25 protein-coding genes are annotated in these 21,390 nt (G+C 68.4%); 19 read left to right on the top strand and 6 right to left on the bottom strand.

Going from position 1 to position 21,390, the window contains the following annotated elements:
- Positions 1 to 79: 79 nt before the first annotated feature.
- On the bottom strand, positions 80 to 2,194 hold the full coding sequence (locus ED92_RS23770; protein WP_037342119.1) for an AAA family ATPase: 2,115 nt from the start codon (positions 2,192 to 2,194) through the stop codon (positions 80 to 82).
- A 122-nt stretch (positions 2,195 to 2,316) separates the two neighbouring features.
- Here ED92_RS23770 and rsmD point away from each other — a divergent pair, with 122 nt between their 5' ends.
- The 14 genes from rsmD (at position 2,317) to ED92_RS23840 (ending at position 12,950) form a co-directional block, all read left to right on the top strand.
- Positions 2,317 to 2,871, top strand: a complete 555-nt coding sequence (gene rsmD / locus ED92_RS23775) for a 16S rRNA (guanine(966)-N(2))-methyltransferase RsmD (RefSeq protein ID WP_037342121.1) — start codon at positions 2,317 to 2,319, stop codon at positions 2,869 to 2,871.
- 52 nt (positions 2,872 to 2,923) lie between these two features.
- Positions 2,924 to 3,406 carry a pantetheine-phosphate adenylyltransferase gene (gene coaD, locus ED92_RS23780; protein ID WP_016336395.1) on the top strand — a complete coding sequence of 161 codons (483 nt, stop codon included), beginning with the start codon at positions 2,924 to 2,926 and terminating at the stop codon, positions 3,404 to 3,406.
- A gap of 99 nt (positions 3,407 to 3,505) precedes the next feature.
- Positions 3,506 to 4,198: a ribonuclease domain-containing protein gene (locus tag ED92_RS23785; protein ID WP_037342124.1), complete on the top strand. Its 693-nt coding sequence runs from the start codon at positions 3,506 to 3,508 to the stop codon at positions 4,196 to 4,198.
- A 67-nt stretch (positions 4,199 to 4,265) separates the two neighbouring features.
- Positions 4,266 to 4,781: a SigE family RNA polymerase sigma factor gene (locus ED92_RS23790; protein ID WP_037342126.1), complete on the top strand. Its 516-nt coding sequence runs from the start codon at positions 4,266 to 4,268 to the stop codon at positions 4,779 to 4,781.
- Positions 4,781 to 5,539 carry a hypothetical protein gene (locus ED92_RS23795; RefSeq protein ID WP_037342127.1) on the top strand — a complete coding sequence of 253 codons (759 nt, stop codon included), beginning with the start codon at positions 4,781 to 4,783 and terminating at the stop codon, positions 5,537 to 5,539. Before ED92_RS23790 ends, ED92_RS23795 begins: the two co-directional genes overlap by 1 nt.
- A gap of 119 nt (positions 5,540 to 5,658) precedes the next feature.
- Positions 5,659 to 6,384: a DivIVA domain-containing protein gene (locus tag ED92_RS23800; RefSeq protein WP_034323487.1), complete on the top strand. Its 726-nt coding sequence runs from the start codon at positions 5,659 to 5,661 to the stop codon at positions 6,382 to 6,384.
- Positions 6,385 to 6,689: 305 nt separating this feature from the next.
- A complete protein-coding gene (locus tag ED92_RS23805) occupies positions 6,690 to 7,307 on the top strand; it encodes a DUF177 domain-containing protein (protein WP_037342128.1) in 618 nt (205 codons plus the stop codon).
- A gap of 72 nt (positions 7,308 to 7,379) precedes the next feature.
- Complete coding sequence (gene rpmF / locus ED92_RS23810) at positions 7,380 to 7,562, top strand: 50S ribosomal protein L32 (protein WP_005160412.1); 183 nt, start codon at positions 7,380 to 7,382, stop codon at positions 7,560 to 7,562.
- A gap of 15 nt (positions 7,563 to 7,577) precedes the next feature.
- Positions 7,578 to 8,324 carry a ribonuclease III gene (rnc, locus tag ED92_RS23815; protein WP_081975895.1) on the top strand — a complete coding sequence of 249 codons (747 nt, stop codon included), beginning with the start codon at positions 7,578 to 7,580 and terminating at the stop codon, positions 8,322 to 8,324.
- Between the two features lie 111 nt (positions 8,325 to 8,435).
- Entirely contained in the window at positions 8,436 to 9,794 is a 1,359-nt protein-coding gene (locus ED92_RS23820; protein ID WP_037342129.1) for a polysaccharide lyase 6 family protein, read from the top strand.
- A gap of 42 nt (positions 9,795 to 9,836) precedes the next feature.
- Positions 9,837 to 10,697 (top strand): bifunctional DNA-formamidopyrimidine glycosylase/DNA-(apurinic or apyrimidinic site) lyase, encoded by an 861-nt coding sequence (gene mutM / locus ED92_RS23825; protein WP_037342130.1) that lies wholly within the window; start codon positions 9,837 to 9,839, stop codon positions 10,695 to 10,697.
- Positions 10,698 to 10,764: 67 nt separating this feature from the next.
- A complete protein-coding gene (locus tag ED92_RS23830; protein WP_016336386.1) occupies positions 10,765 to 11,205 on the top strand; it encodes a helix-turn-helix domain-containing protein in 441 nt (146 codons plus the stop codon).
- Complete coding sequence (locus ED92_RS23835) at positions 11,206 to 11,769, top strand: hypothetical protein (protein WP_037342131.1); 564 nt, start codon at positions 11,206 to 11,208, stop codon at positions 11,767 to 11,769.
- The gene (locus ED92_RS23840) at positions 11,766 to 12,950 is read left to right on the top strand and encodes an MAB_1171c family putative transporter (protein WP_037342132.1); all 1,185 of its coding nucleotides are present in this window, start codon (positions 11,766 to 11,768) and stop codon (positions 12,948 to 12,950) included. Before ED92_RS23835 ends, ED92_RS23840 begins: the two co-directional genes overlap by 4 nt.
- A gap of 89 nt (positions 12,951 to 13,039) precedes the next feature.
- Here the strand turns inward: ED92_RS23840 and ED92_RS23845 are convergent, their stop codons facing one another.
- The 4 genes from ED92_RS23845 to ED92_RS23860 are packed head-to-tail and all read right to left on the bottom strand — an operon-like array spanning position 13,040 to position 15,363.
- Positions 13,040 to 13,387, bottom strand: a complete 348-nt coding sequence (locus tag ED92_RS23845) for a DoxX family protein (RefSeq protein WP_037342133.1) — start codon at positions 13,385 to 13,387, stop codon at positions 13,040 to 13,042.
- A gap of 28 nt (positions 13,388 to 13,415) precedes the next feature.
- Positions 13,416 to 14,105, bottom strand: a complete 690-nt coding sequence (locus ED92_RS23850) for a hypothetical protein (protein ID WP_037342134.1) — start codon at positions 14,103 to 14,105, stop codon at positions 13,416 to 13,418.
- Positions 14,102 to 14,989 (bottom strand): ABC transporter ATP-binding protein, encoded by an 888-nt coding sequence (locus ED92_RS23855; RefSeq protein WP_037342136.1) that lies wholly within the window; start codon positions 14,987 to 14,989, stop codon positions 14,102 to 14,104. The genes ED92_RS23850 and ED92_RS23855 overlap by 4 nt, the downstream gene beginning before the upstream one ends.
- On the bottom strand, positions 14,986 to 15,363 hold the full coding sequence (locus ED92_RS23860; RefSeq protein ID WP_037342138.1) for a GntR family transcriptional regulator: 378 nt from the start codon (positions 15,361 to 15,363) through the stop codon (positions 14,986 to 14,988). Before ED92_RS23860 ends, ED92_RS23855 begins: the two co-directional genes overlap by 4 nt.
- A 164-nt stretch (positions 15,364 to 15,527) precedes the next feature.
- Between ED92_RS23860 and ED92_RS23865 the strand changes: the two genes are divergently transcribed.
- Both ED92_RS23865 and ED92_RS23870 read left to right on the top strand, forming a co-directional pair.
- Entirely contained in the window at positions 15,528 to 15,851 is a 324-nt protein-coding gene (locus ED92_RS23865) for a PadR family transcriptional regulator (RefSeq protein ID WP_034323457.1), read from the top strand.
- Entirely contained in the window at positions 15,848 to 17,092 is a 1,245-nt protein-coding gene (locus ED92_RS23870; protein WP_037342139.1) for a DUF1700 domain-containing protein, read from the top strand. Before ED92_RS23865 ends, ED92_RS23870 begins: the two co-directional genes overlap by 4 nt.
- Before the next feature lie 123 nt (positions 17,093 to 17,215).
- Here ED92_RS23870 and ED92_RS23875 read toward each other — a convergent pair whose 3' ends face one another.
- Positions 17,216 to 17,740 (bottom strand): general stress protein, encoded by a 525-nt coding sequence (locus ED92_RS23875; protein WP_016336377.1) that lies wholly within the window; start codon positions 17,738 to 17,740, stop codon positions 17,216 to 17,218.
- 228 nt (positions 17,741 to 17,968) lie between these two features.
- Here ED92_RS23875 and ED92_RS23880 point away from each other — a divergent pair, with 228 nt between their 5' ends.
- The 3 genes from ED92_RS23880 to ED92_RS23890 are packed head-to-tail and all read left to right on the top strand — an operon-like array spanning position 17,969 to position 21,388.
- Complete coding sequence (locus tag ED92_RS23880; protein ID WP_081975896.1) at positions 17,969 to 19,333, top strand: glutamine synthetase family protein; 1,365 nt, start codon at positions 17,969 to 17,971, stop codon at positions 19,331 to 19,333.
- Complete coding sequence (locus tag ED92_RS23885) at positions 19,314 to 20,027, top strand: gamma-glutamyl-gamma-aminobutyrate hydrolase family protein (RefSeq protein ID WP_037342140.1); 714 nt, start codon at positions 19,314 to 19,316, stop codon at positions 20,025 to 20,027. The genes ED92_RS23880 and ED92_RS23885 overlap by 20 nt, the downstream gene beginning before the upstream one ends.
- On the top strand, positions 20,024 to 21,388 hold the full coding sequence (locus ED92_RS23890; RefSeq protein WP_037342141.1) for an aldehyde dehydrogenase: 1,365 nt from the start codon (positions 20,024 to 20,026) through the stop codon (positions 21,386 to 21,388). The genes ED92_RS23885 and ED92_RS23890 overlap by 4 nt, the downstream gene beginning before the upstream one ends.
- Positions 21,389 to 21,390: the final 2 nt, after the last annotated feature.

The following is a 21,390-nucleotide window of genomic DNA, read 5'->3' on the forward strand; positions in this document are numbered from 1 at the left end:
TTTCGCCCGCGTTTCGTCCTCTGGATGCGGTAGTTGCACGCGCAAGCACCGCATCCAGAGGACTAAATGCGTGAGGGGGTCAGGCCGCCGGGATCCAGTCGGGGTTGGACGCCAGGACGGTCAGCTGCTGGGTCGCGCGGGTCAGCGCGACGTACAGCACCCGGCGGCCGGTGGTCGACTCGGTGATGAGGTCGTTCGGCTCCACCAGCACGACGGCGTCGTACTCGAGCCCCTTGGAATCGAGGCTGCCGACGACCTTCAGCCGCTCGTCCGAAAGCCCTTCGAGCCAGCCCTCGACCTCGGGCACCCGGTCCATGGCGGTGATCACGCCGACGGTGCCTTCGACGGCCCCCATCAGTTCCTTCACCGCGGCCTGCGTCGCCGCTTCCAGTCCGGACGCCTCGACGGGCCGGACCTCCGGGGTGATGCCGGTCTGCCGTACCGCGCGCGGAAGCTCGTCGGCCTCGGCGTGCCCCGCGACGACCTTCGCGGCCAGATCGAAGATCTCCGCCGAGTTCCGGTAGTTGGTGCGCAGGGTGAACCGGCGCCGGGTCGTCTTGAGCCCGAACGCCTGGTCCCGCGCCATCGCGGCCTCGGCCGGATCCGGCCACGAACTCTGCACCGGGTCGCCGACCACGGTCCAGCTCGCGTACTTCCCGCGCCGCCCGACCATCCGCCACTGCATCGGCGAGAGGTCCTGCGACTCGTCGACGACCACGTGCGAGTACTCGTCGTAGTGCTCGGGCCGGGTGGGGGCGCCACCGCGCTCCGGGTTGACTTCGATGTTCTGGCGGGCCCGTCGGCTCTTCGGCGGCGTGCCGATGAGGACGCGGAGCTCGTCGAGGAGCGCGACGTCCGCGATGGTCCAGCCGCGCGAGCGGTCGGCGAAGTCGGCCGCGAGCATGCTGATCTCGTTGCGGTTGAGCAGGCCCTTCGCCGCGGAGGCGAGCCGCTTCTCGGTGCCCAGCCACCGCAGGATCTGCGCCGGGTACAGGATCGGCCACCAGACCACGAGGAACCGGTGGAACTCGATGCGCTCGCCGAGCTCGGTGATCAGCTCGGCCTTGTCGATCTGACGGCCGTCGTCCTTCGCGTGCTGCTCGGCCTTCGCGGCGAGCGCGTCGAGCAGGAGTTCGGCGGCGCGGATCCGCGATCGGTTCGGCGGCCCGCCCGCGGTGTGCACCTTGCGGCGCACCTTGTCGAGCTCGCGCGCGTTGAGCCGCAGCACCTCGCCGCGGTACACGATCTTCATGTCCTCGGGCGCGTCTTCCGGTGTGTCCCGCAGCGCGCGCAGCAGGATCTTCCGCATCCGCAGCGAACCCTTGATCGCCGCCAGGGGAGCCGGGTCCTGCCGGGTCGCTTCGAGGCCGTCGAGGACCTCGCCGAGCGCGCGCAGTTCGACGTTCGTCTCACCCATCGACGGCAGCACCCGCGAGATGTAGCTGGTGAACACGCCGGACGGGCCGATCACCAGCACTCCCGCGCCGCCGAGCTGACGGCGGTGGCGGTAGAGCAGGTACGCCGCGCGGTGCAGGGCGACCGCGGTCTTGCCGGTGCCGGGACCGCCGGTGATCTCGGTGACACCGCGCCAGGGCGCGCGGATGACCTCGTCCTGTTCCTTCTGGATGGTGGCGACGATGTCCCGCATCTTCTCGCCGCGCGACCGGCCGAGCGCGGCCATCAGCGCGCCTTCGCCGACGATCTGCATGTTCTCGGGGACCGCGTCGGCGATCAGGACGTCGTCGTCGACGTCGAGCACGGTCTGGCCGGAGCACCGGATCACCCGGCGCCGGACGACGTCCATCGGCTCCTCGGCCGTCGCCTGGTAGAACGCCGCGGCCGCGGGCGCGCGCCAGTCGGTGACGAGGTTGTCGAACTCGGCGTCGCGGATGCCGAGACGGCCGACGTAGATGTGGTCGTTGTCGAGGTGGTCGAGCCTGCCGAAGACCAGGCCCTCGTACTCCGCGTCGAGGGTCTGGAGGGTCTGATTGGCGTGGTACACCATCATGTCCCGCTCGAACAGCATGGACGCCTGCTCGAAAATGGCTTCCCGCCCGGCGCCATGGCCGATCTCGTAGCCCTTGGTACGCATGGCCTCAGCCTGGGCTCGCAGCTCGGCGAGCCGGGTGTAGACGGTGTCCACATGGGCTTGCTCGATGGCGATCTCGGCCCGTCTGACCCGAGGTTCGGACACGCAACGCTCCTAAACGCTTCTATCGCCTCCGAGGGCGAAGGACGACTCTACGCGAGCTGGACGGAGGCTTCACCAAGTCCCGGCCAACGTCACGGCGGAAGGCGTTGAGGCACGATGCTCCCATGACCAGGATCGTGGCGGGGACCGCGGGCGGCAGGCGGCTGAAGGTCCCGCCGAAGGGCACGAGGCCGACCTCGGAACGGGTGCGCGAGGCGCTGTTCAACGCGCTGGAGGTCGCCGGCGAGCTGCAGGGGGCCCAGGTCCTCGACCTTTACGCCGGTTCGGGCGCGCTCGGGCTGGAGGCGTTGTCCCGCGGCGCGTCGGGCGCACTGTTCGTCGAGTCGGACCGGCGCGCGGTCGAAGTGCTCAAGGGGAACGTCGCCGCGCTGGGGCTCGGCGGCGCGGTCCGGGCGGGCGCCGTCGAGTCCGTCGTGGCCGCTCCGGCGGCGGACACCTTCGACATCGTCCTCGCCGACCCGCCCTATGCTGTGGATTCCACCCGCCTGGGGGAGGTCATGGCCGCGCTTGCGGCGAACCGGTGGATCAAGGACGGGGCGCTGGTGGTCATCGAGCGGGCGGCGCGCGACGGCGAGCCGGACTGGCCGGCGGGCTTCGAGCCGATGCGGACGAAGCGCTACGGCGACACGGCGCTCTACTGGGCCGAATATCAGGTGTGACGCAACCCTGATGAGCGCGCAAGGGGCCACTCTCCTTGGTAGCGTCCGCGCCATGCGGCGTGCGGTCTGTCCCGGGTCCTACGACCCGGCCACCAATGGACATCTCGACATCATCGAGCGGGCGGCGAAGCTGTTCGACGAGGTCGTCGTCGCGGTGGGGGTGAACAAGAGCAAGAAGGGCCTGTTCACCACCGAGGAGCGGATGGACATGCTGCGCGAGATCACCGCGAAGCTGCCGAACGTGCGCGTCGATTCCTGGCAAGGACTCCTGGTCGACTACTGCCGCGAGAACGACATCATCGCGGTCGCGAAGGGCCTGCGGTCGGTCAGCGACTTCGACTACGAGCTCCAGATGGCACAGATGAACCGCGAGCTGACCGGGCTCGAAACCCTGCTGATGGCGAACAACCCGGCGTACGGATTCGTGTCGAGCTCGCTGGTCAAAGAGGTGACCGCGCTCGGTGGCGACATCGAGCACCTGGTGCCGCCGATAGTGTTCAAACGCCTCTCGGAGAAGTACTCCGAACGAGGTTGACCCGAACGGCCGAAGCCGTTGGTCGGGCAGTCGCGGGCGGCGATGAAGAGTTCATCTCGACGCCTTCTGGTGAATACACGATCGAGTTACGGTCCGAAAATGACCAACAAACGATCGCGGATCGCCGCCGCGCTGCTCGTTCTGCTTGTCAGCTTCTTCGGTGGGCTCAGTGCCGCGCAGGCCACGGCCGCTCCCGTCTCCGTCCAGCAGAACCCGTGCGGGGATCTCACCGGGTTCAAGCACGTGTCGTTGTCGTCGCTGCCCGCCGAGGCGTCGACGACCTACGACCTCATCAAGAAGGGCGGGCCGTTCCCGTACCCGGACAAGGACGGCACGGTCTTCTCGAACCGGGAGAACATCCTCCCGAAGTGCGCGTCGGCCTACTACCACGAGTACACGGTCCCGACGCCCGGTTCGCCGGACCGCGGCGCGCGGCGCATCGTCACCGGCAACGGCGGGGAGTTCTTCTACACCGCCGATCACTACAAGACCTTCTCCGTGATCGACGTCGACGGAACCCCGGCGCCGTCCTGCGGTGACACCTCGAAGCTGACGACGATCGGCTACTCGACGCTGTCGTCCGCGGCCAAGTCCGTGGTGGACAAGGCCCGCGGCGGCGCGACCGGCACCGTCTACGAGAACCGCGAAGGTGTGCTGCCGTCGTGCGCCGCCGGCTACTACCAGCTGTTCCCGGTGGGCACGAGCGACCGCGTGATCTCCGGCAAGGGCGGCGAGATCGTCTACACGCCGGACCGCTACGTCACCTTCAAGCTGGTGAACCTCGCCGGCTGACCCGTCCGTGCAACGTTTCGTGCCTCCCCGTCCGTGAGATACACCGGAACACGGACGAGGAGGCACGATGCGGTCTGGGGACGATGCGAGCTTCAGGGAGTTCGCCAGGGACAAGGCGCTACCGCTCAGACGGACGGCGTATCTGCTCTGCGGCGACTGGCATCTCGCGGAGGATCTGGTCCAAACCGCGCTCATCAAGCTCTACCGGGTCTGGCCGAAGGTCCGCCGGAAAGGGCCCGTCGACAACTACACGAGGCAGATCCTGATGCGCTGCTGGCTCGACGAGCGGCGACGACCTTGGCGGAGCAAGGAGAACCGCGACGGCGTCGTCCCCGACGAGCCCGCCGCTCCGGCCACGGCCGGCATCTCGGATTCGCTGCTTCGCGCCCTCGCCGAAGTTCCCCCGAAACAGCGCGCCGCCGTCGTGCTGCGCTACTGCGCCGATCTCCCGGTCGCGGAGGTCGCCGTCGCGCTGCGCTGTTCGGAAGGGACGGTCAGGAGCCAGGCCGCGCGGGGACTCGACGTCCTCCGCGCGGCCCTGCAGAGACAGCACGACGAGGCTGTCTCCGGGAGGAGCGCGTGATGGACGAACTCGAAAACAGGCTGCGCGGGATCACACTGGCCGAGCCACCGCTCGGCTTCGACCCGGACGAAGTCGCTGGGAAGGCGGCGAAGAAGGCGCGAAACCGGCGAGGGATCGTCGCCACGAGCGTCGCGACGCTGGCGGTGATCGCGGCGGCGGTGGTGTTCGTGGCGCCCGGGGGCGGCCCCGCGCCGCTGGCACCGGCGGCGTCGTCGCAGGCCGCACCGAAGGACCCGCTCCAGCACCTGAAGGATGTGATGCCGAAGGTGCTCACCGGCGCGAAGGACATCCAAGTGCGGGACTTCGTGGGGTTCGGGGACCTGAAGACCTCGGAAGTCAGGTACACCGATGCCGAAGGGCGGCAGCGGGGTGTCAACCTCACGATCGCCGGTCCGGTGAGCACGAAGGACGGATACCCGCGCGAAAACCGGTGTGACCCGGCGAAGAGGGCCGACGCGATCGGGTCGGATCGCAAGCCGACGCGGTGCGTGGAACTTCCCCAGCCGGACGGGAACTTCGTGGTGATCTCCGAAACCGCGCCGAAGTCGGCGGAATCGGACGGCGACGTCATCCTCGGTCAAGGTTTCACGACCGGGAGGGTCGTCACCCGCGGCGCGATCGCCTTCCCGCCCGGTGGCGGTGGCTCGGTCAACATCGCCGATCTCGGCACGCTGGACGACGGCGACCGCGGTGCCCCGTCCTTGACCGACCAGCAACTGCTCGCGTTGGTCCTGGATCCGGCGTTCGCTCCGAGGTGATCATGGCGCGCGGTACCGGCGGGGACACGCCCGGTACCGCGCGCTTTCACCCCTTACGGCGGTGATGAGGGCAAACTGAACTCAGGGAATGTGGGGATCGCTGTAGGTAGGGAGTGGCCGTGTACCGGGTTTTCGAGGCGCTCGACGAGCTCGTCACCATCGTGGAGGAAGCCCGCGGCGTGCCGATGACCTCCAGTTGCGTCGTCCCGCGTGGCGACACCCTGGAGCTGCTCGACGACATCCGTGACGCCCTGCCGGGCGAGGTCGACGACGCGCAGGACGTGCTGGACAAGCGTGATCAGCTGATCCAGACCGCCCGCACCGAGGCGGCGGAGACGATCACCACGGCGAACACCGAGGCCGACCGCACGGTCGCCGACGCGCAGGCCGAGGCCGAGCGCATCCTCGCCGACGCCCGCGCCCGCGCCGAGCAGATGATGAGCGACGCGCACGCCGAGGCCGAGCGTATGGTCGCCGCCGGGCAGGCCGAGTTCCAGAACCTCACCGACCGCTCGCGTGCCGAGTCGGAGCGGATGATCCAGGCCGGTCGCGACGCCTACGAGCGCGCCATCGAGGACGGCCGCGCCGAACAGGCCCGGCTCGTCGCCCAGACCGAGGTCGTCCAGGCCGCGCACGGCGAGGCGGCGCGCATCGTCGACGAGGCGCACGTCGAGGCCGACAAGCAGCGCGGCGACTGCGACGCCTACGTCGACGGGAAGCTTGCCGAGTTCTCCGAACTGCTGGCGACCACGCTGCGGACGGTCGACTCCGGGCGCAACCACCTGCGGTCGCCGGTCAACCTGCCGGGCAACAGCCGGACCTCGCTGTACGACTACCAGAGCTGATCGCCTGGGCACCTTCTGAAGTACGTGAAGGCCCCCTTCACTGCGCTAGACGCGGTGAAGGGGGCCTTCACGTCAGATGAAGGTAGTGAAGGCCTCCTTCACTACCTTCAGGGTAGGTAAGGGGGCCTTCACGGACGGGCTCCATCCGGTGCGCGCCCAATGTGGCATCGGAGACGCTCAGTGTCCCCAATGCCACATTGGGGGCACTCATCCGTCGAAGCGAGTCCCTCAAGGAGGCCTTCACGGACCTCCCGGCCTCCGGCCGCCCGAAAGTGAGTGGCGGTACCTGCGTACCCTGGTGACCGATGTCTGAGAACAAGTCGCCGCAGGCCAGGCCTGCGCAGCTGGACGACCGGAACCCGTGGGTGCTCGACACCCGCGAGCTCGGCCGTCACGCCGGCCTGAGCAAGGCCGTCCAACGCTCGATCCCCGTCGAGTCCGCGCTCGGTGTGCCCGACGTCATCACCATCGACGCCGGCTCCAGCCTGGAGCTCGACCTGATGCTCGAATCCGTCGTCGAGGGTGTGCTCGTCAGCGGTACGGCGTCCGCCGTCGCGACGGGGCACTGTTCGCGGTGCCTCGACCCGATCACCGAGGACGTCGAGGTCGACCTGACCGAGCTCTTCGCGTACCCCGGCTCCGCGACCGAGGAGACCACCGACGAGGACGAGATCCCCCGCCTGGTGGACGACCGGATCGATCTCGAGCCGACCGTCCGCGACGCGGTGGTGCTGGCGCTGCCGCTGGCCCCGCTGTGCACCGAGGACTGCCGGGGACTGTGCACCGAATGCGGTGTCAAGTGGGCCGATCTCGAGCCCGGGCACGGGCATGAGAAGATAGACCCTCGGTGGGCCGCGCTGGTCGATCGTTTCGAGGACGAAACGGGCGATGACCAGGCCGATGGCCCCGGAAAGCAAGCCTGACGAGCACCAGCTCGTTCCGGAGAAGCAAGTTCGCTCGCGACCGCGGGCAGACCGTCTGAAGGAGATCTACTCGTGGCCGTCCCGAAGCGGAAGATGTCGCGATCCAACACCCGCGCGCGCCGCAGCCAGTGGAAGGCGGCTCCGGTTCAGCTGGTGCCCTGCTCCAACCGCGCCTGCAAGCAGCCGAAGCTCCAGCACATCGCGTGCCCGGCCTGCGGCCAGCACAACGGTCGCCAGGTCGTCGAGCCCGCCTGATCGGCAGCTGACGACATGGGGGGCAAGTCGGCCGGTGGACCACCCGCGGACCCCGCACCACTGCTCGAAGCACTCGGGATCACGATCGAGCCCGAGCTGCTGACGTTGTCGTTGACCCACCGTTCTTATGCCTATGAGAACGGTGGGTTGCCGCCGAACGAGCGTCTGGAGTTCCTCGGGGACGCGGTGCTGGGCCTGGTCGTCACCGACCACCTCTACAACACCCATCCCGAACTGGCCGAAGGTCAGCTCGCGAAGCTCCGTGCCAGCGTGGTCAACATGCACGCGCTGGCCAGGGTCGCGCGCGGCCTCGGCGAAGGCGGGCTGGGCAGGCACCTGTTGCTGGGCAAGGGCGAAGAGCTCACCGGCGGCCGGGACAAGGCGAGCATCCTCGCCGACGGGCTCGAAGCCGTCATCGGCGCCGCGTACCAGCAGCACGGCATCGACGTCGCGCGCAAGCTCGTGCACCACCTGTTCGACGACCTGCTCGCCGAGGCGCCGCTGCGTGGCGCCGGCCTGGACTGGAAGACCAGCCTCCAGGAGCTGACGGCGTCGGCCGGGCTCGGTGTGCCCGAGTACAAGGTCGAGGACACCGGGCCCGATCACCGCAAGGAGTTCAGCGCCACCGTCCTCGTCGGCGGGCGCGAACTCGGCTACGGCTCGGGAACGACCAAGAAGGAAGCCGAGCAGAAGGCCGCCGAGACGGCCTGGCGCCAGCTTTCGTCCGAGCTCGACATCGAGCAGCCGCCGAAGACGACCTGAGTCCCCTTCACCGGGACGGTTCGTTGACGCACGAGTCGGTGAATCAGTAACCTCATCGCAGTCCGCCGCCACTGACGCGACCATTCAGGTCGCCTGTCGAGAGGTCGGCGGATGCGTCATTTCTGCCTGGTCACAGCTGCGCTTTTGACGCTGGTGACAGGTCCTGCCACGGCTTCGGCCGCCCAGGTCGTCCGGGTGACGTCGTTGAGCGCGTTGCAGTCCGCGATCGACAAGGCCGGTCCCGGCGACGAGATCCGGCTGGCCGACGGGAGCTACTCGGCGGGCTCGGCGATCGCGATCAAGCGGTCGGGAACGGCGAACGCGCCGATCACCATCACCGCGGAACACGTCGGCAAGGCCGAGATCAAGGGATCCGCGGGGTTCTCGTTCTCTTCGGGCGCTTCGCATGTCGTGCTGCGCGGGTTCAAACTCCGGCACGGCGGCTCGATGAGCGTGCCGGTGGGCAGCACGCACAACCGGCTGACCCGGCTCGATGTCCAGCTCTCCGGCGGCGGCAACTGGGTCACGCTCAACGGTGACGACACCGAGTTCGACCACAACGTCCTGCAGAACCGCACCACCCAGGGCGTCTTCCTGCAGGTGCTCGGCCCGGCCAAGGACATGGCGAAGCGAGTCAAGGTGCACCACAACTACTTCGCCAACCACAAGTTCACCGGTTCGAACGGTGGCGAGTCGATCCGGTTCGGGCTGAGCCACCACCAGAAGTATTCGGCGGGCGGGGTCGTCGAGTACAACCTGTTCGAGAAGGCCGACGGTGATTCCGAGGCGATCTCCGTGAAGTCCTCGGACAACGTCGTCCGGTACAACACGATCCGCGACAGCCGCGGCTTCATCGTGCTGCGCCACGGGGATCGCAGTGTGGTGGAGGGCAACATCCTGCTGGGCCGGTCCGGGATCCGCTTCCACGGCAACGACCACAAGATCGTCAACAACTACGTCCACACCACGGCGGACCGCGGGATCGTGTTCGGCTCGGGCAACGAGGCGGACAGCGGGCCGGACAGCAAACTCCACGACCGGCCCGACCGGGTCGTGGTCGCGTACAACACCGTCGTCGGGACCACCGACGGCATCCACGGTGACGGCGGCGACTTCAAGCCCAAGGACTGCGTGCTCGCGAACAACATCCTGCAGGGGACCGGAAAGCTCGTGAGCATGCCGGGCGGTTCGGACGTGAAGTACGAGGGCAACATCGCCTGGGGCGGGCCGGCCGGAATGCCTTCGGGTGGCTACAAGGCCGTCGATCCCAAGCTGGTTCAGGACGGGTTGTACCGGCTGTCCGCCGGAAGCCCGGCGATCGACGCCGGTGTCGGCTCCTACCCGTACGCGGGGACCGACTTCGATCTGCAGACGCGGTCGGGGAAGTACGACGTCGGAGCCGACGAACTCTTGCCCGGCGGGGCGCGGAAAGCCTTGACGCGGGCGGATGTCGGGCCGCTCGCTCCCTGACCGTCCTCACCGTTCACGGGGGCCGGTGGGAGAATCGGCGGTATGCCCGAACTCCCCGAGGTCGAGGTCGTCCGTGCCGGGCTCGAGGCGCATGTCTCCGGCCGGACGATCACCGAGGTCGAAGTCCTCCACGCCCGCGCGATCCGCCGCCACGAACTCGGCGCCGAGGACTTCAGCGGACGGCTTTCCGGCGTGAAGATCGCCGCCGCCCGGCGCCGCGGCAAGTACCTGTGGCTGGAGCTTTCCGACGGTCAGGCCATGCTCGCGCATCTCGGCATGAGCGGCCAGATGCTCGTCCAGCCCGGGGACGCGCCGGACGAGAAGCACCTTCGCGTGCGATTCCGCTTCGCCGACAAAGGGCCGGAGCTGCGCTTCGTCGACCAGCGGACCTTCGGCGGGCTCGCGCTCGCGGAACTCACCGAGGTCGACGGGACGGCGCTGCCGGGCACCATCGCGCATATCGCCCGCGACCCGATGGATCCGCGGTTCGACCTCGACCAGGCGGTCCGCGCGCTGCGGTCGAGGCGGACCGAGCTCAAACGCGCCCTGCTCGACCAGACGCTCGTCTCCGGGATCGGCAACATCTACGCCGACGAGGCGCTCTGGCGGTCCAAGCTCCATTGGGCCCGCCCGACCGACAGACTCACCGCGGCCCACGGCCGCACCGTGCTCACCGCCGCCAGCGAGGTGATGGCCGAGGCGCTGGTCGTCGGCGGGACGTCGTTCGACGCGCTTTACGTCAACATCAACGGCGAGTCCGGATACTTCGACCGCTCGCTCGACGCGTACGGCCAGGAAGGACTGCCCTGCGGACGGTGCGGGACGCCCATCCGGCGCGATCCCTTCATGAACCGTTCGTCGTTCTCCTGCCCCCGTTGCCAGCCGAAGCCGCGCACGAGGTGAAAACTGTCGTGTACGGCGCGGGGCCCGCGTCAACTAGCATGAACGGGCACGACATGTAGGGAGTGGGATGGTGGCCGCGACCGAGCCCGGTAAGACGACGCTCGCCGAGAAGATCGACAAGCTGTTCCAGATCGTGCTCAGACCCGATCGCGAGCCGTACAGCCACGAGGAGGTCGCCAAGGCCTGCCGCGAGGCCACCGGCGAGAGCTTTTCGACGACGTACCTGTGGCAACTGCGCACCGGTCGTCGCGACAACCCGACGAAACGCCATCTCGAGGCGCTCGCCCAGTTCTTCGGCGTCTCGCCCGCGTACTTCTTCGACGACGAGCAGAGCGCCAAGATCGCCGAGGAACTCGCGCTCCTCGGTGCCCTCCGCGACGCCGGCGTCCGCGACGTCGCGCTCCGGGCCGTAACGCTTTCCCCCGACGGACTCGACACCATCAGCGACATGATCGACGCGATCGCCCGCAGGGAATCCGGACGGGGCGGCCAGAAGAAGGAGTCGTGAGTGGATCGCCGCCGTAAGGAGTTGTGGCGCCGCTGCCGGAGTCTCGCCGACGGCGTGGCGCTTCCCGAACCCTTCGACGCGGAGTCCTTCGTCGCCGAACTGGCCGCCGGACGCGGCCGCCCGATCGAATTGATGCAGGTCAGCGTCCCCTCCAGCGGCCCGTGCGGGCTGCTGATGAGCACCGAGCGCGCGGACTACATCCTCTATCCGACCAACACCACCGCCCTGCACCGGCGGCATATCCTGCTGCACGAGGTCGGCCACCTGCTGTGCGGTCACGTTGGGGCTAACGCGGGAGCCGACGGGATCGCGCTCGACGCCGCCGCCAGCAAGGCCCTCATGCCGAATCTGGCGCCCGAGCTCGTCCGCCGTGTCCTCGGCCGCACGAGTTACAGCGCGGTCGAGGAGCAGGAGGCCGAACTGCTCGCCAGCCTCCTCGCGCAACGCGTGGCGCGGACGTCGGTGCGCGGCACGGTCCGGCACCACGAGGACGGAAGTGATCTCGCCGGCGGATTGGCGCGGGTCGACGACCTCTTCGGCAGCCGGAAACGGCGCCTGCCGTGACCGAGACCATCGCGTACTTCTGTTGCGTGGTGGCCTTCGCGGGTTTCGGGTACAAGCTGATCCAGGCCCGGCACACCCAGCCTCGACGGCGGATGTGGTTCCTCAGCGGCTTCGGGATGTGCATCGCGGGCGGCATCATGCTGCTCACCCCGGCCATGGAGAACGCCGTCGGCGTCGAAGAACCCATCGGCAGCCTCCTGAACCTCGCGGCCGACCTGCTCAAGATCGGCGCGATGGCCTTCGCGGTCGCGTTCGCGCATTCGCTGAAACTGGGGGAGGGCAAGCGGATCGGCTGGCACGCCCTGCTGTCGTGGACCGTCGTGGCCGCCGAGATCGCGCTCTTCTTCCTCTCCGGCAGCTACCGCGTCGGCGAGCACACCGCCGCCGGACCGGGCGGGCTCGGCTGGTTCGTCGCGTACAACGTTCTTTTCCTCGTCTACGGCCTGATCAGCCTGCTGACGTTCTCGATCGTCTTCGCCCGTTTCGCGCGGCATGCCGATCCCGGCCCGCTTCGCACGGGGCTGTGGCTGCTCGTCGGCGGCGGGGTTTCCGCGCTGGGCTGGACTTTCTGGGACGTCGACGACATCTACGTCCTCGCCACCACCGGCGCGGTCGACGCCGGTGAGGACACGCTCTCGGCGATCCTGGCGGCGCTGAGCGTCGGGCTCGCCGGGGCGGGCGCGACGCTCAGCGTGTGGGGGCCCGCGCTGGCCACCCCGTTCCGGCTGCTCGGCACGTACCGGACGTACCGGCGGATCGAACCGTTGTGGGCCGCCTTGCGCGAAGCCGTCCCGGGAATCGCACTGGACCCGGGCCCCGGTATGCCGGGTGGCGTGGAATTCGCCTTGTACCGCAGGGTCATCGAGATCCGGGACGGCCATCTCGCACTGCGGCCCTACTTCGATCCGGACCTCCCGCCGGTCGCCGAGGCCGAAGCACGCAAGGCGAAGATCCCCGACGCCCGCGTGGCCGCGACGGTCGAGGCCGCGACCTTGGCCGCCGCGCTCGTCGCCTCCGAGGCAGGCCGCCGGTACGCCCCCGACGACGTACCGGCGACCTACCTCGACGAGCCGGACATCGCCACCGAAGCGGCGTGGCTGGTGGAGGTCACCCGCGCCTGGCGACGGTCCGCCGTGGTCGGCCGCATTCGGGACCGGGTCCGCGAATCCGAACTCGCGTGATTCAAGCCGGAACTCGCGTGATCGAAGGCGTCATTCACGAGTTCCGCCTCCAATCACGCGAGTTCCGTGCCCGATCACGCGAGTTGCGACTAGACGATCGCGGTGACGGCGGCCGCGGCCGCGACCAGTGCCAGCCAGACCGGCGGGGCGATGTCCTTGACCCCGTCGCCCGCCCGCGCGTGGGAGATGGCCGCCCCGATCAGCAACGCCACCAGTCCGATCGCCGCGGCGATCCCGAGTGGCGGCCAGAAGAATCCGGCCGCCAGGCCCGCCGCCCCGGCGATCTCCAGCGCCCCGATCCCCTGGATCCCCCGGACCGAGAAGCCGAGCCTCTCGGTCCGGGAGACCAACGCCGGCTGACGCAGGACCTTCGCCACCCCCAGTACGGCGAAGATCGCGATCAGCATCACCGACAACACCACATGAGCCACGTCCATAGCGGAACTCCTTGGTGTGTAAGGAATCTCAGACGGTGACGCGGCGCATCGTGGTGAACCCGCCCGCCCCGGCGAGGCAGACCAGCAGGGCGAGCACCCCGGTCATCCCGCCGACGGTCAGCGTGCTGAAGAACTCTCCGAGCTTCGACCAGGAATCCGTCCAGCTGAGCAGCAGCACCCCGCCCAGCAGCACCAGGACCTGCGCCGCGCCGAACAGGACGACACCCACCACCGCGGCGCGCCGGTAGATCAGGCCGTACCACATGCCGTAGACGAACATCAGCAACAGGAACACGAACGAGGTGAGCAGCGTCAGGTACCAGGGACCGTCGAGCAGCCAGGGAACGCGGAAGTAGTTGAGACCGAGCCCCCAGCCCCCGGTCGCGTCCTCGATCACCTGGAACACGGTGACCCCCACCGCGTACACCGCGGAGAGCCCGGCGACCAGCAGGATCGTGCCGAGGTAGTAAGACCGCCTCGACACACCGAGCGCGAGCCCGAACGGGAGCGATTTCGTCATGCTCAGCGCCCCGCAGACGAGCATGAACACGAACAACGTGAACAGGCCGCCGGAGTAGTTCTCCTCGGGTGTTTCGGGGATCAGCGAGAAGATCGCGAGATTCACCCCGAAGGCGAAGAACGTGACGCCGACCGGGAGGACGACGTACTGGAGCCGGTCCACCAGGTGGTAGCGCGCGACGTTGACCAGGGTGTTCATGCGGACGCCTCCTCTGCGGTCTGTCCGTTGGAGGTGTGCACCATCAACTGCTGCAAGGAAAGCGGCTCCAGCTTCAGATGCAAGGCCTTCGCCTTCGCCTTGTCGGCGGGGCCGAGCGCGTCGGCGACGGTGATCGAAGCACGCGACCCGATCTTGCGGCGGTGCAGTACCCGGCGGCCGGCGACGAAGTCGTCCACCGCGAGGGCGGGGCCGGAAACCGTGACGGCCGTGCCGCGCAGTTCGTCGGCGGGCGCGTCGAGGACGACGCGGCCCTTGTCGATCATCACCACGTGCTCCAGCAGATCGGCGACCTCGTCGATCAGGTGCGTGGAAAGCAGGATCGTGCGCGGATGGGCCGAATAGTCGTCCAGCAACCGGTCGTAGAACAGTTGGCGTGCGACGGCGTCGAGTCCCGCGTACGGCTCGTCGAGCAGCGTGAGCTCCGCCCGGGCCGCGAGCCCGATCGTGATCGACAGCGCCGAACGCATCCCTCGCGAGAGCTTCTTGATCGGGCGTTTCGTCGGCAGATCGAAGTCACGGAGCAGGTCTTCGGCCAGTTCCGCGTCCCAGTTCGGGTAGAACCACGACGCCGCCGAAAGGGCGTGCCGGACCTTGAAGTCCGGGAACTGCTGGTCTTCGCGGACGAGCACCAGGCGCCGCAGCACCCGCTCGTTCTCGACCGGGGTCTCGCCGAACACGCGGACCGAGCCCGCGCTGGCGAACTCCTGCGCGGTGACGATGCGCAGGAAGGTGCTCTTGCCCGCGCCGTTGCGGCCCAGCAGGCCGGTGATCTTTCCTTCTTCGATGTCGACCGAGACATCGCCGAGCGCGGTGTGGTCGCCGTAGCGCCGGGTCAGGCCGGTGGTCGAAATGGTCGGCGTCATGCGGCGGGTCCTCCGTTCCGGTGTCCGTTCCCGCGGATGAGCGAGATCAAGGTTTCGTCGTCGATGCCGAGGCGCTTCGCTTCGATGAGCATCGGGTCGAGGTACTGCTCGGCGAACCGCTGCCGCCGGTCGGTGAGCAGCTTCTGCCGCGCGCCGGTGGCGACGAACATGCCGATACCCCGGCGCTTTTCGAGCAGGCCGTCGTCGGCCAGCACGTTGATCCCCTTGGCCGCCGTCGCCGGATTGATCCGGTAGAAGGCGGCGAGTTCGTTGGTTGACGGCACGCGTTCCCCCTCGGCCAGGCTTCCCTCGGCGATGTCGTCGGCGATCTGTTCGGCGATCTGCACGAACAGGGGTGTTCCTTCGTCGAGCACGACACCTCCGTCCCCAGTCTTCGAGCACCCTCTCGGGGTGCGGTGGTTCATTACTGGACTAAGTAACCCATGAACCACCCCGTCGGCGCAAGTGGCTTCCGCCGTGCGCACTACTGTGCAATGCGTGGTACCTTCTGTTGCGTAAGACTGGGAGGGACGCGACTGTGGAGATCAGTCAGCTACTTAAAGGCGTGCTGGACCTCGCCGTTCTCGCGGTGCTTCGCGGAGAGGACGGCTATGGCTACGACGTGCTCCGAAGACTCCGTATCGCGGGGTTGCAGGAAGTGGGCGACGCTTCGGTGTACGGGACGCTTCGGCGGCTGTACAAGGCAGGCCTGCTGACGTCCTATGTGGTGCCGAGCGAGGAAGGCCCGCACCGCAAGTACTACAGCCTCAACGAGCCGGGTCGTCAGCGCCTCGAAGAGTCGGGGCAGACCTGGCGGACTTTCGCCACGACAATGAACAGCCTGTTGGGAGAGGCAGCATGAGCACGCAGAATCCGACCGCCGTGCGGGTGTATCTGGCGAGGGTCAGGAGCGCGCTCGCCGACCTGCCCGAGAGCGAAGTCGAGGAAATCCTCGAAGACGTCCGGCCGCATCTCGCCGAGATGGAGGCGGAGCTGGGGGAGAACCCCAAGGTCGACGCCTTGATCGAACGTCTGGGGAGCCCGGAATGCTATGCCGCCGAATTGCGGGCGTCCGGCGGCTATCCGCCGCGTCCGCCCGACGCGGGCGACAAGACCACCGCGCTGAAGGTGAAGACCGGGATCGGCGGAGCGCGGTTCGCGTTCTGGGGCTTGGTGTTCTCGGTCGGCGGCTTCGCGTTGTTCGGTTTCGCGGCCGCGGTGTGGGTGCGGGTGGAACCGTTGCTGGGCCTGCTTTTCGTCGCACCCGTACTCGCGATCAGCGTCGCCTACGTGGTGCGGAAGGGGGTCGCCCCGATCGTCGAGCTGCCCGAGGTGGTCAAGCTCCGCGAGCTCGCGACGTCGTTCCAGAACAACCGGAACAGCAAGGGAGTCAACTACTTCCGCACGCTCAAGCCGGCGTGGTGGGTGCTGTGCGCGGCGGTGCTGGTCATCTTCGGCCTGCTGCTCGTGCTGCGCGACACCGAGGCGGTGCTGTTGCTGCCGCTGATGCTGCTGGCCGCCGTCGCGGTGGTCTGGGCGGGCCCGAAGCTGAAGACCGACCGGCGGCTGCTGTGGCTGGCCGTGCCGATCTCGGCGTTCGTCATCGGCAGCATGCTCGGCGGGGCGGGAGCGGCGGTCGACCTGATCGCGAAGCGGTCCTATGGCGGCGGTTCCTACAACAGCTCCTATGGGCCGAGCTACAACGACAGCTACGGGAACCCGCAGCTGACGTACGGCAGCCAGGACGTGGAGAACATCTACGCGTTCGACGCCGAAGGCAAACCGCTGACCGAGATCTACCTCTACGACGAGAACGGCCGCCCGCTCAGCACGACCCGGTACGCCTGCGAGCAGAGCACGGGCGAGAAGCGGAAGATCGGCGACGACAACCGCTATCCGCGGCCGCGGCTCGATCGGGGAGTCCGGGACAACGACGGAAACCTCAACGGCTACAACGGTTACCGCAGCTACTGTCTGGAAAGGACGGACGTGCCGTTCAGTGCGGCGATCCCGAAGATCACCCCGGCGCCGCCTTCCACGACCGCCCAGGCGCCGCCGTCTTCCCAAGCGCCGCCGTCGAACTCCACCCAGCCGACACGCTAGGTGGCCGGGTGGAGGCGGACGCCGGGGGCCGCCTCCACCCGCGTTTCGTCCTCTGAATGCGGTGGTTCGCGATGCCAACGACCGCATTCAGAGGACGAAATGCGGCACCTCGTGGGGTGAGGCTCAGTGGTTGAACGCGCTCCTGGCGGCCAGGTCGGCCAGCAGGGCGCGGCCCTTCTCGGCGTTGCGCGGCTGGGCCAGGACGTCGTAACGCCGGGCGACCAGCTGGCTCTGCGAGATGAACCCTCGCTTGTTCTTCGACGACGCGTACCCCAGCGCGCCGAACAGCAGGTTGAACCCGATACCGCCGACGAGGCCGACGATGATCGGCACCAGCCCGGCGCCGGGGTTCAGCAGGCTCAGCACGAGCCCGAGGAACACACCGAACATCGCGCCGGACAGCGCCGAGCTGGTCAGCACCTTGCTCCAGCCCATGCGTCCGGCGATGCGCTCCACCAGGATCGGCTCGACACCGACGATCGTGACGTCCGTGATCGGGAAGTCCGTTCCCGCGAGGTGGTCGACGGCACGCTGCGCTTCGGAGTACGACTCGTACGAGCCGATCGGCCACCCACTGGGCATCGTCGGGAGCTGAGCCCGCCCCTGGGGCTCGGTGAACGTGGTCTGCTGCGTGAATGCCTGTGTCATTCCTTCTCACCTCTCTTGATCCGTACAACGTCCCGGATGCGCGGATCTCCTCCCGGTGCGGCGGGATTCACAGCATCTTCTCAGCCGGGCATCACAGACAATCCGCCCAGGGATCAACTACGGTGAGCAATGGGTAACGAACCAGACCATTGACGGAGTTGACCGGGTTCGGCCGACCCGGTAGGAAGAACCCGCAAAGGTACCGCTTCGAACCTTTAGGTGAGGCTGATGGCGAACAGGCGCGGCATGCTCACGCTGGATCGGCTCCGGGAACTGGTCGAGGACGGCACCGTCGACACGGTGCTGGTGGCGATCACCGACATGCAGGGCAGGCTGCAGGGCAAACGCTGCGCCGCCGAGTACTTCCTCAACGAGGTCGTCGAGCACGCCACCGAAGCGTGCAACTACCTCCTCGCCGTCGACGTGGACATGAACACCGTCGACGGCTACGCGATGTCGTCCTGGGAGACCGGCTACGGCGACTTCGTCATGCGCCCGGACTTCGACACGCTGCGCTTGCTCCCGTGGCAGGAGGGCACCGCGCTGGTCCTCGCCGACCTCGAACGGGTGCAGGGCGGCGCGGTGGCCCCCTCGCCCCGCCAGATCCTCCGCGGCCAGCTCGACAGGCTCGCCGAGCGCGGTCTCGCCGCCTACGTCGGCACCGAACTGGAGTTCATCGTCTTCGACGACACCTTCGAATCGGCCTGGGACAAGCGCTATCAGGACCTTCGCCCGGCCAACCAGTACAACGTCGACTACTCGATGCTCGGCACCGCCCGGATCGAACCGCTGCTGCGCCGCATCCGCAACGACATGGGCGGCGCCGGGCTGTACGTCGAGTCGGCCAAGGGCGAATGCAATCCCGGCCAGCACGAGATCGCGTTCCGCTACGCCGACGCGCTGACCACCTGCGACAACCACAGCGTCTACAAGACCGGGTCGAAGGAGATCGCCGCGCAGGAGGGCAAGAGCCTCACGTTCATGGCGAAGTACAACGAACGCGAGGGCAACTCCTGCCACATCCACATCAGCCTGCGCTCGGCCGCGGGCGACCCTGTTCTGGCCGGAGACGGACCAGGTGGATTCTCGCCGCTGATGGAGCACTTCCTCGCCGGTCAGCTGGCCGGACTGCGTGAGCTGACCTACTTCTTCGCGCCGAACATCAACTCCTACAAGCGGTTCGTGCCCGGGAGCTTCGCGCCGACGGCCGTCGCGTGGGGCACGGACAACCGCACCTGCGCGCTCCGCGTCGTCGGGCACGGGGACTCGCTGCGCACGGAGAACCGCGTCCCCGGCGGCGACGTGAACCCGTACCTCGCGGTGGCCGCGCTGATCGCGGCCGGGCTGCACGGTATCGAGAACGAACTGGAGCTGGAGCCGGAGTTCCACGGGAACGCCTACGGTTCCGCCAAGCCGACCGTGCCGACCACCCTGCGGGAGGCCGCGGCGCTGCTGGACGGGAGCGAACTCGCGAGGACCGCGTTCGGGGACGAGGTCGTCGACCACTACCTGAACGCGGCGAAGGTCGAGCTCACCGCGTACGACGCCGCCGTCACCGACTGGGAGAGGATCCGTGGCTTCGAACGCCTCTGAACCCCTGATCGGGCTCACGTCCTATTTGGAACCCGCGAAGTTCCTGGTGTGGGAGACCGAAGCGGCGCTGCTCCACCGCGTCTACGTCGACGGGATCGTCGCGGCGGGTGGGATCCCGGTCCTGCTGCCACCGGTGAGCGAGGCACACGATCGGCTGATCTCCGCCGTGGACGGTCTCGTGCTCGTCGGCGGCGCGGACGTCGACCCGGCACGTTACGGCCAGGAGCAGCACGCGACGACGTACACCAGGCCGAACCGGGACGCGTTCGAGTTCGGGCTGCTGCGGTCCGCTTTGGACAGTGGGAAACCGGTGCTCGGCGTGTGCCGCGGGCTGCAGGTGCTCAGCGTCGCGCTGGGCGGCACGCTCGTCCAGCACCTGCCCGAGACGGTGGACAGCAAGGATCACCAACCCGCGCCCGCGACCTTCGGCACCACTACGGTGACGCTTGCCGAGGGCAGCCGCGTCGCGTCGATCCTCGGCACGGAGACCAAGGTGCCGTGTTACCACCATCAGGCGATCGACAAGCTCGGTGACGGGCTGGTCCCGGCCGGCTGGGCCGCCGACGGGACCATCGAGGCGGCCGAACTGCCCGGCGACGGGTTCGTCCTCGGCGTCCAATGGCATCCCGAACAGAACCCCGACGACATCAGGCTTTTCGAAGCGCTGGTGAAAGCTGCGAAGGAGCGCGAATGACCACGTTCGAGGTGATCAACCCCGCCACCGAAGAGGTGGTGAGGTCGGTCGAGCTGACCTCGGCCGAGGAGACCGACGCGGCGATCGCCCGCGCGCACGCGGCGTTCCCCGCCTGGCGCGCGGTGGCCCCCGCCGACCGGGCGCGGCTGCTGCGCCGGTTCGCCGACGCCGTCGACGCCGACATCGAGAACCTCGCCGCGCTGGAGGTCGCCAACGCCGGCCACACGATCGGCAACGCGCGCTGGGAGGCGGGCAACGTCCGCGACGTGCTGACGTACTACTCGGCATCGCCCGAACGGCTGAGCGGCAAGCAGATCCCGGTGCCCGGCGGTGTGAACATGACGTTCCACGAGCCACTGGGCGTGGTCGGGGTGATCGTGCCGTGGAACTTCCCGATGCCCATCGCGGGCTGGGGATTCGCGCCGGCGCTCGCCGCCGGGAACACCGTCGTGCTGAAACCCGCCGAGCTCACCCCGCTCACCGCGATCCGCCTCGGCGAACTCGCCCGCGAGGCGGGGATCCCCGAAGACGTCTTCCAGGTGCTCCCCGGCAAGGGATCCGTGGTGGGGCAGCGCTTCGTGGACCATCCGGCGGTGCGGAAGGTGGTGTTCACCGGCTCCACCGAGGTCGGCAAGCAGATCATGGCGGGCTGTGCCGCGCAGGTGAAGCGGGTGACGCTGGAGCTCGGCGGCAAGAACGCGAACATCGTGTTCGCCGATGCCGACCTGGAGAAGGCCGCCGCCACCGCGCCGTACGGCGTCTTCGACAACGCCGGGCAGGACTGCTGCGCGCGGTCGCTGATCCTGGTGCAGTCGAGCGTGTACGAGAAGTTCATGGAGCTGCTGGAACCCGCGGTGAACGGCGTCGTCGTCGGGGATCCGCGGCTGGAGGTCACCGAGATGGGCCCGCTGATCTCGGCGGGGCATCACGCGAAGGTGTCGTCCTATGTGGACGATTCCGCGCCGGTCGCCTTCCGGGGCAACGCGCCCGTCGGTCCCGGGTACTGGTTCGCGCCGACCGTCGTCACGCCGCCGGACCTGCGGCATCCGCTCGCGTCCGAGGAGATCTTCGGCCCGGTCGTCGCCGTGGTCCCGTTCGACGGCGAGGCGGACGCGGTGACCATGGCCAACCGGACCGAGTACGGGCTGTCCGGCTCGATCTGGACCCGCGACGTCGGCCGCGCCTTCCGCGTCGCACGCGGTGTCGAGGCCGGGAACCTGTCGGTCAACTCGCATTCGTCCGTCCGGTACTGGACGCCGTTCGGCGGGTTCAAACAGTCCGGGCTGGGCCGTGAGCTGGGGCCGGACGCCGTCGACGCCTTCACCGAGACCAAAAACGTCTTCATCAGCACGGAGGAATAGGA

The organism is Amycolatopsis sp. MJM2582 (genome assembly GCF_000754115.1).
Classification (GTDB): Bacteria; Actinomycetota; Actinomycetes; order Mycobacteriales; family Pseudonocardiaceae; genus Amycolatopsis; species Amycolatopsis japonica.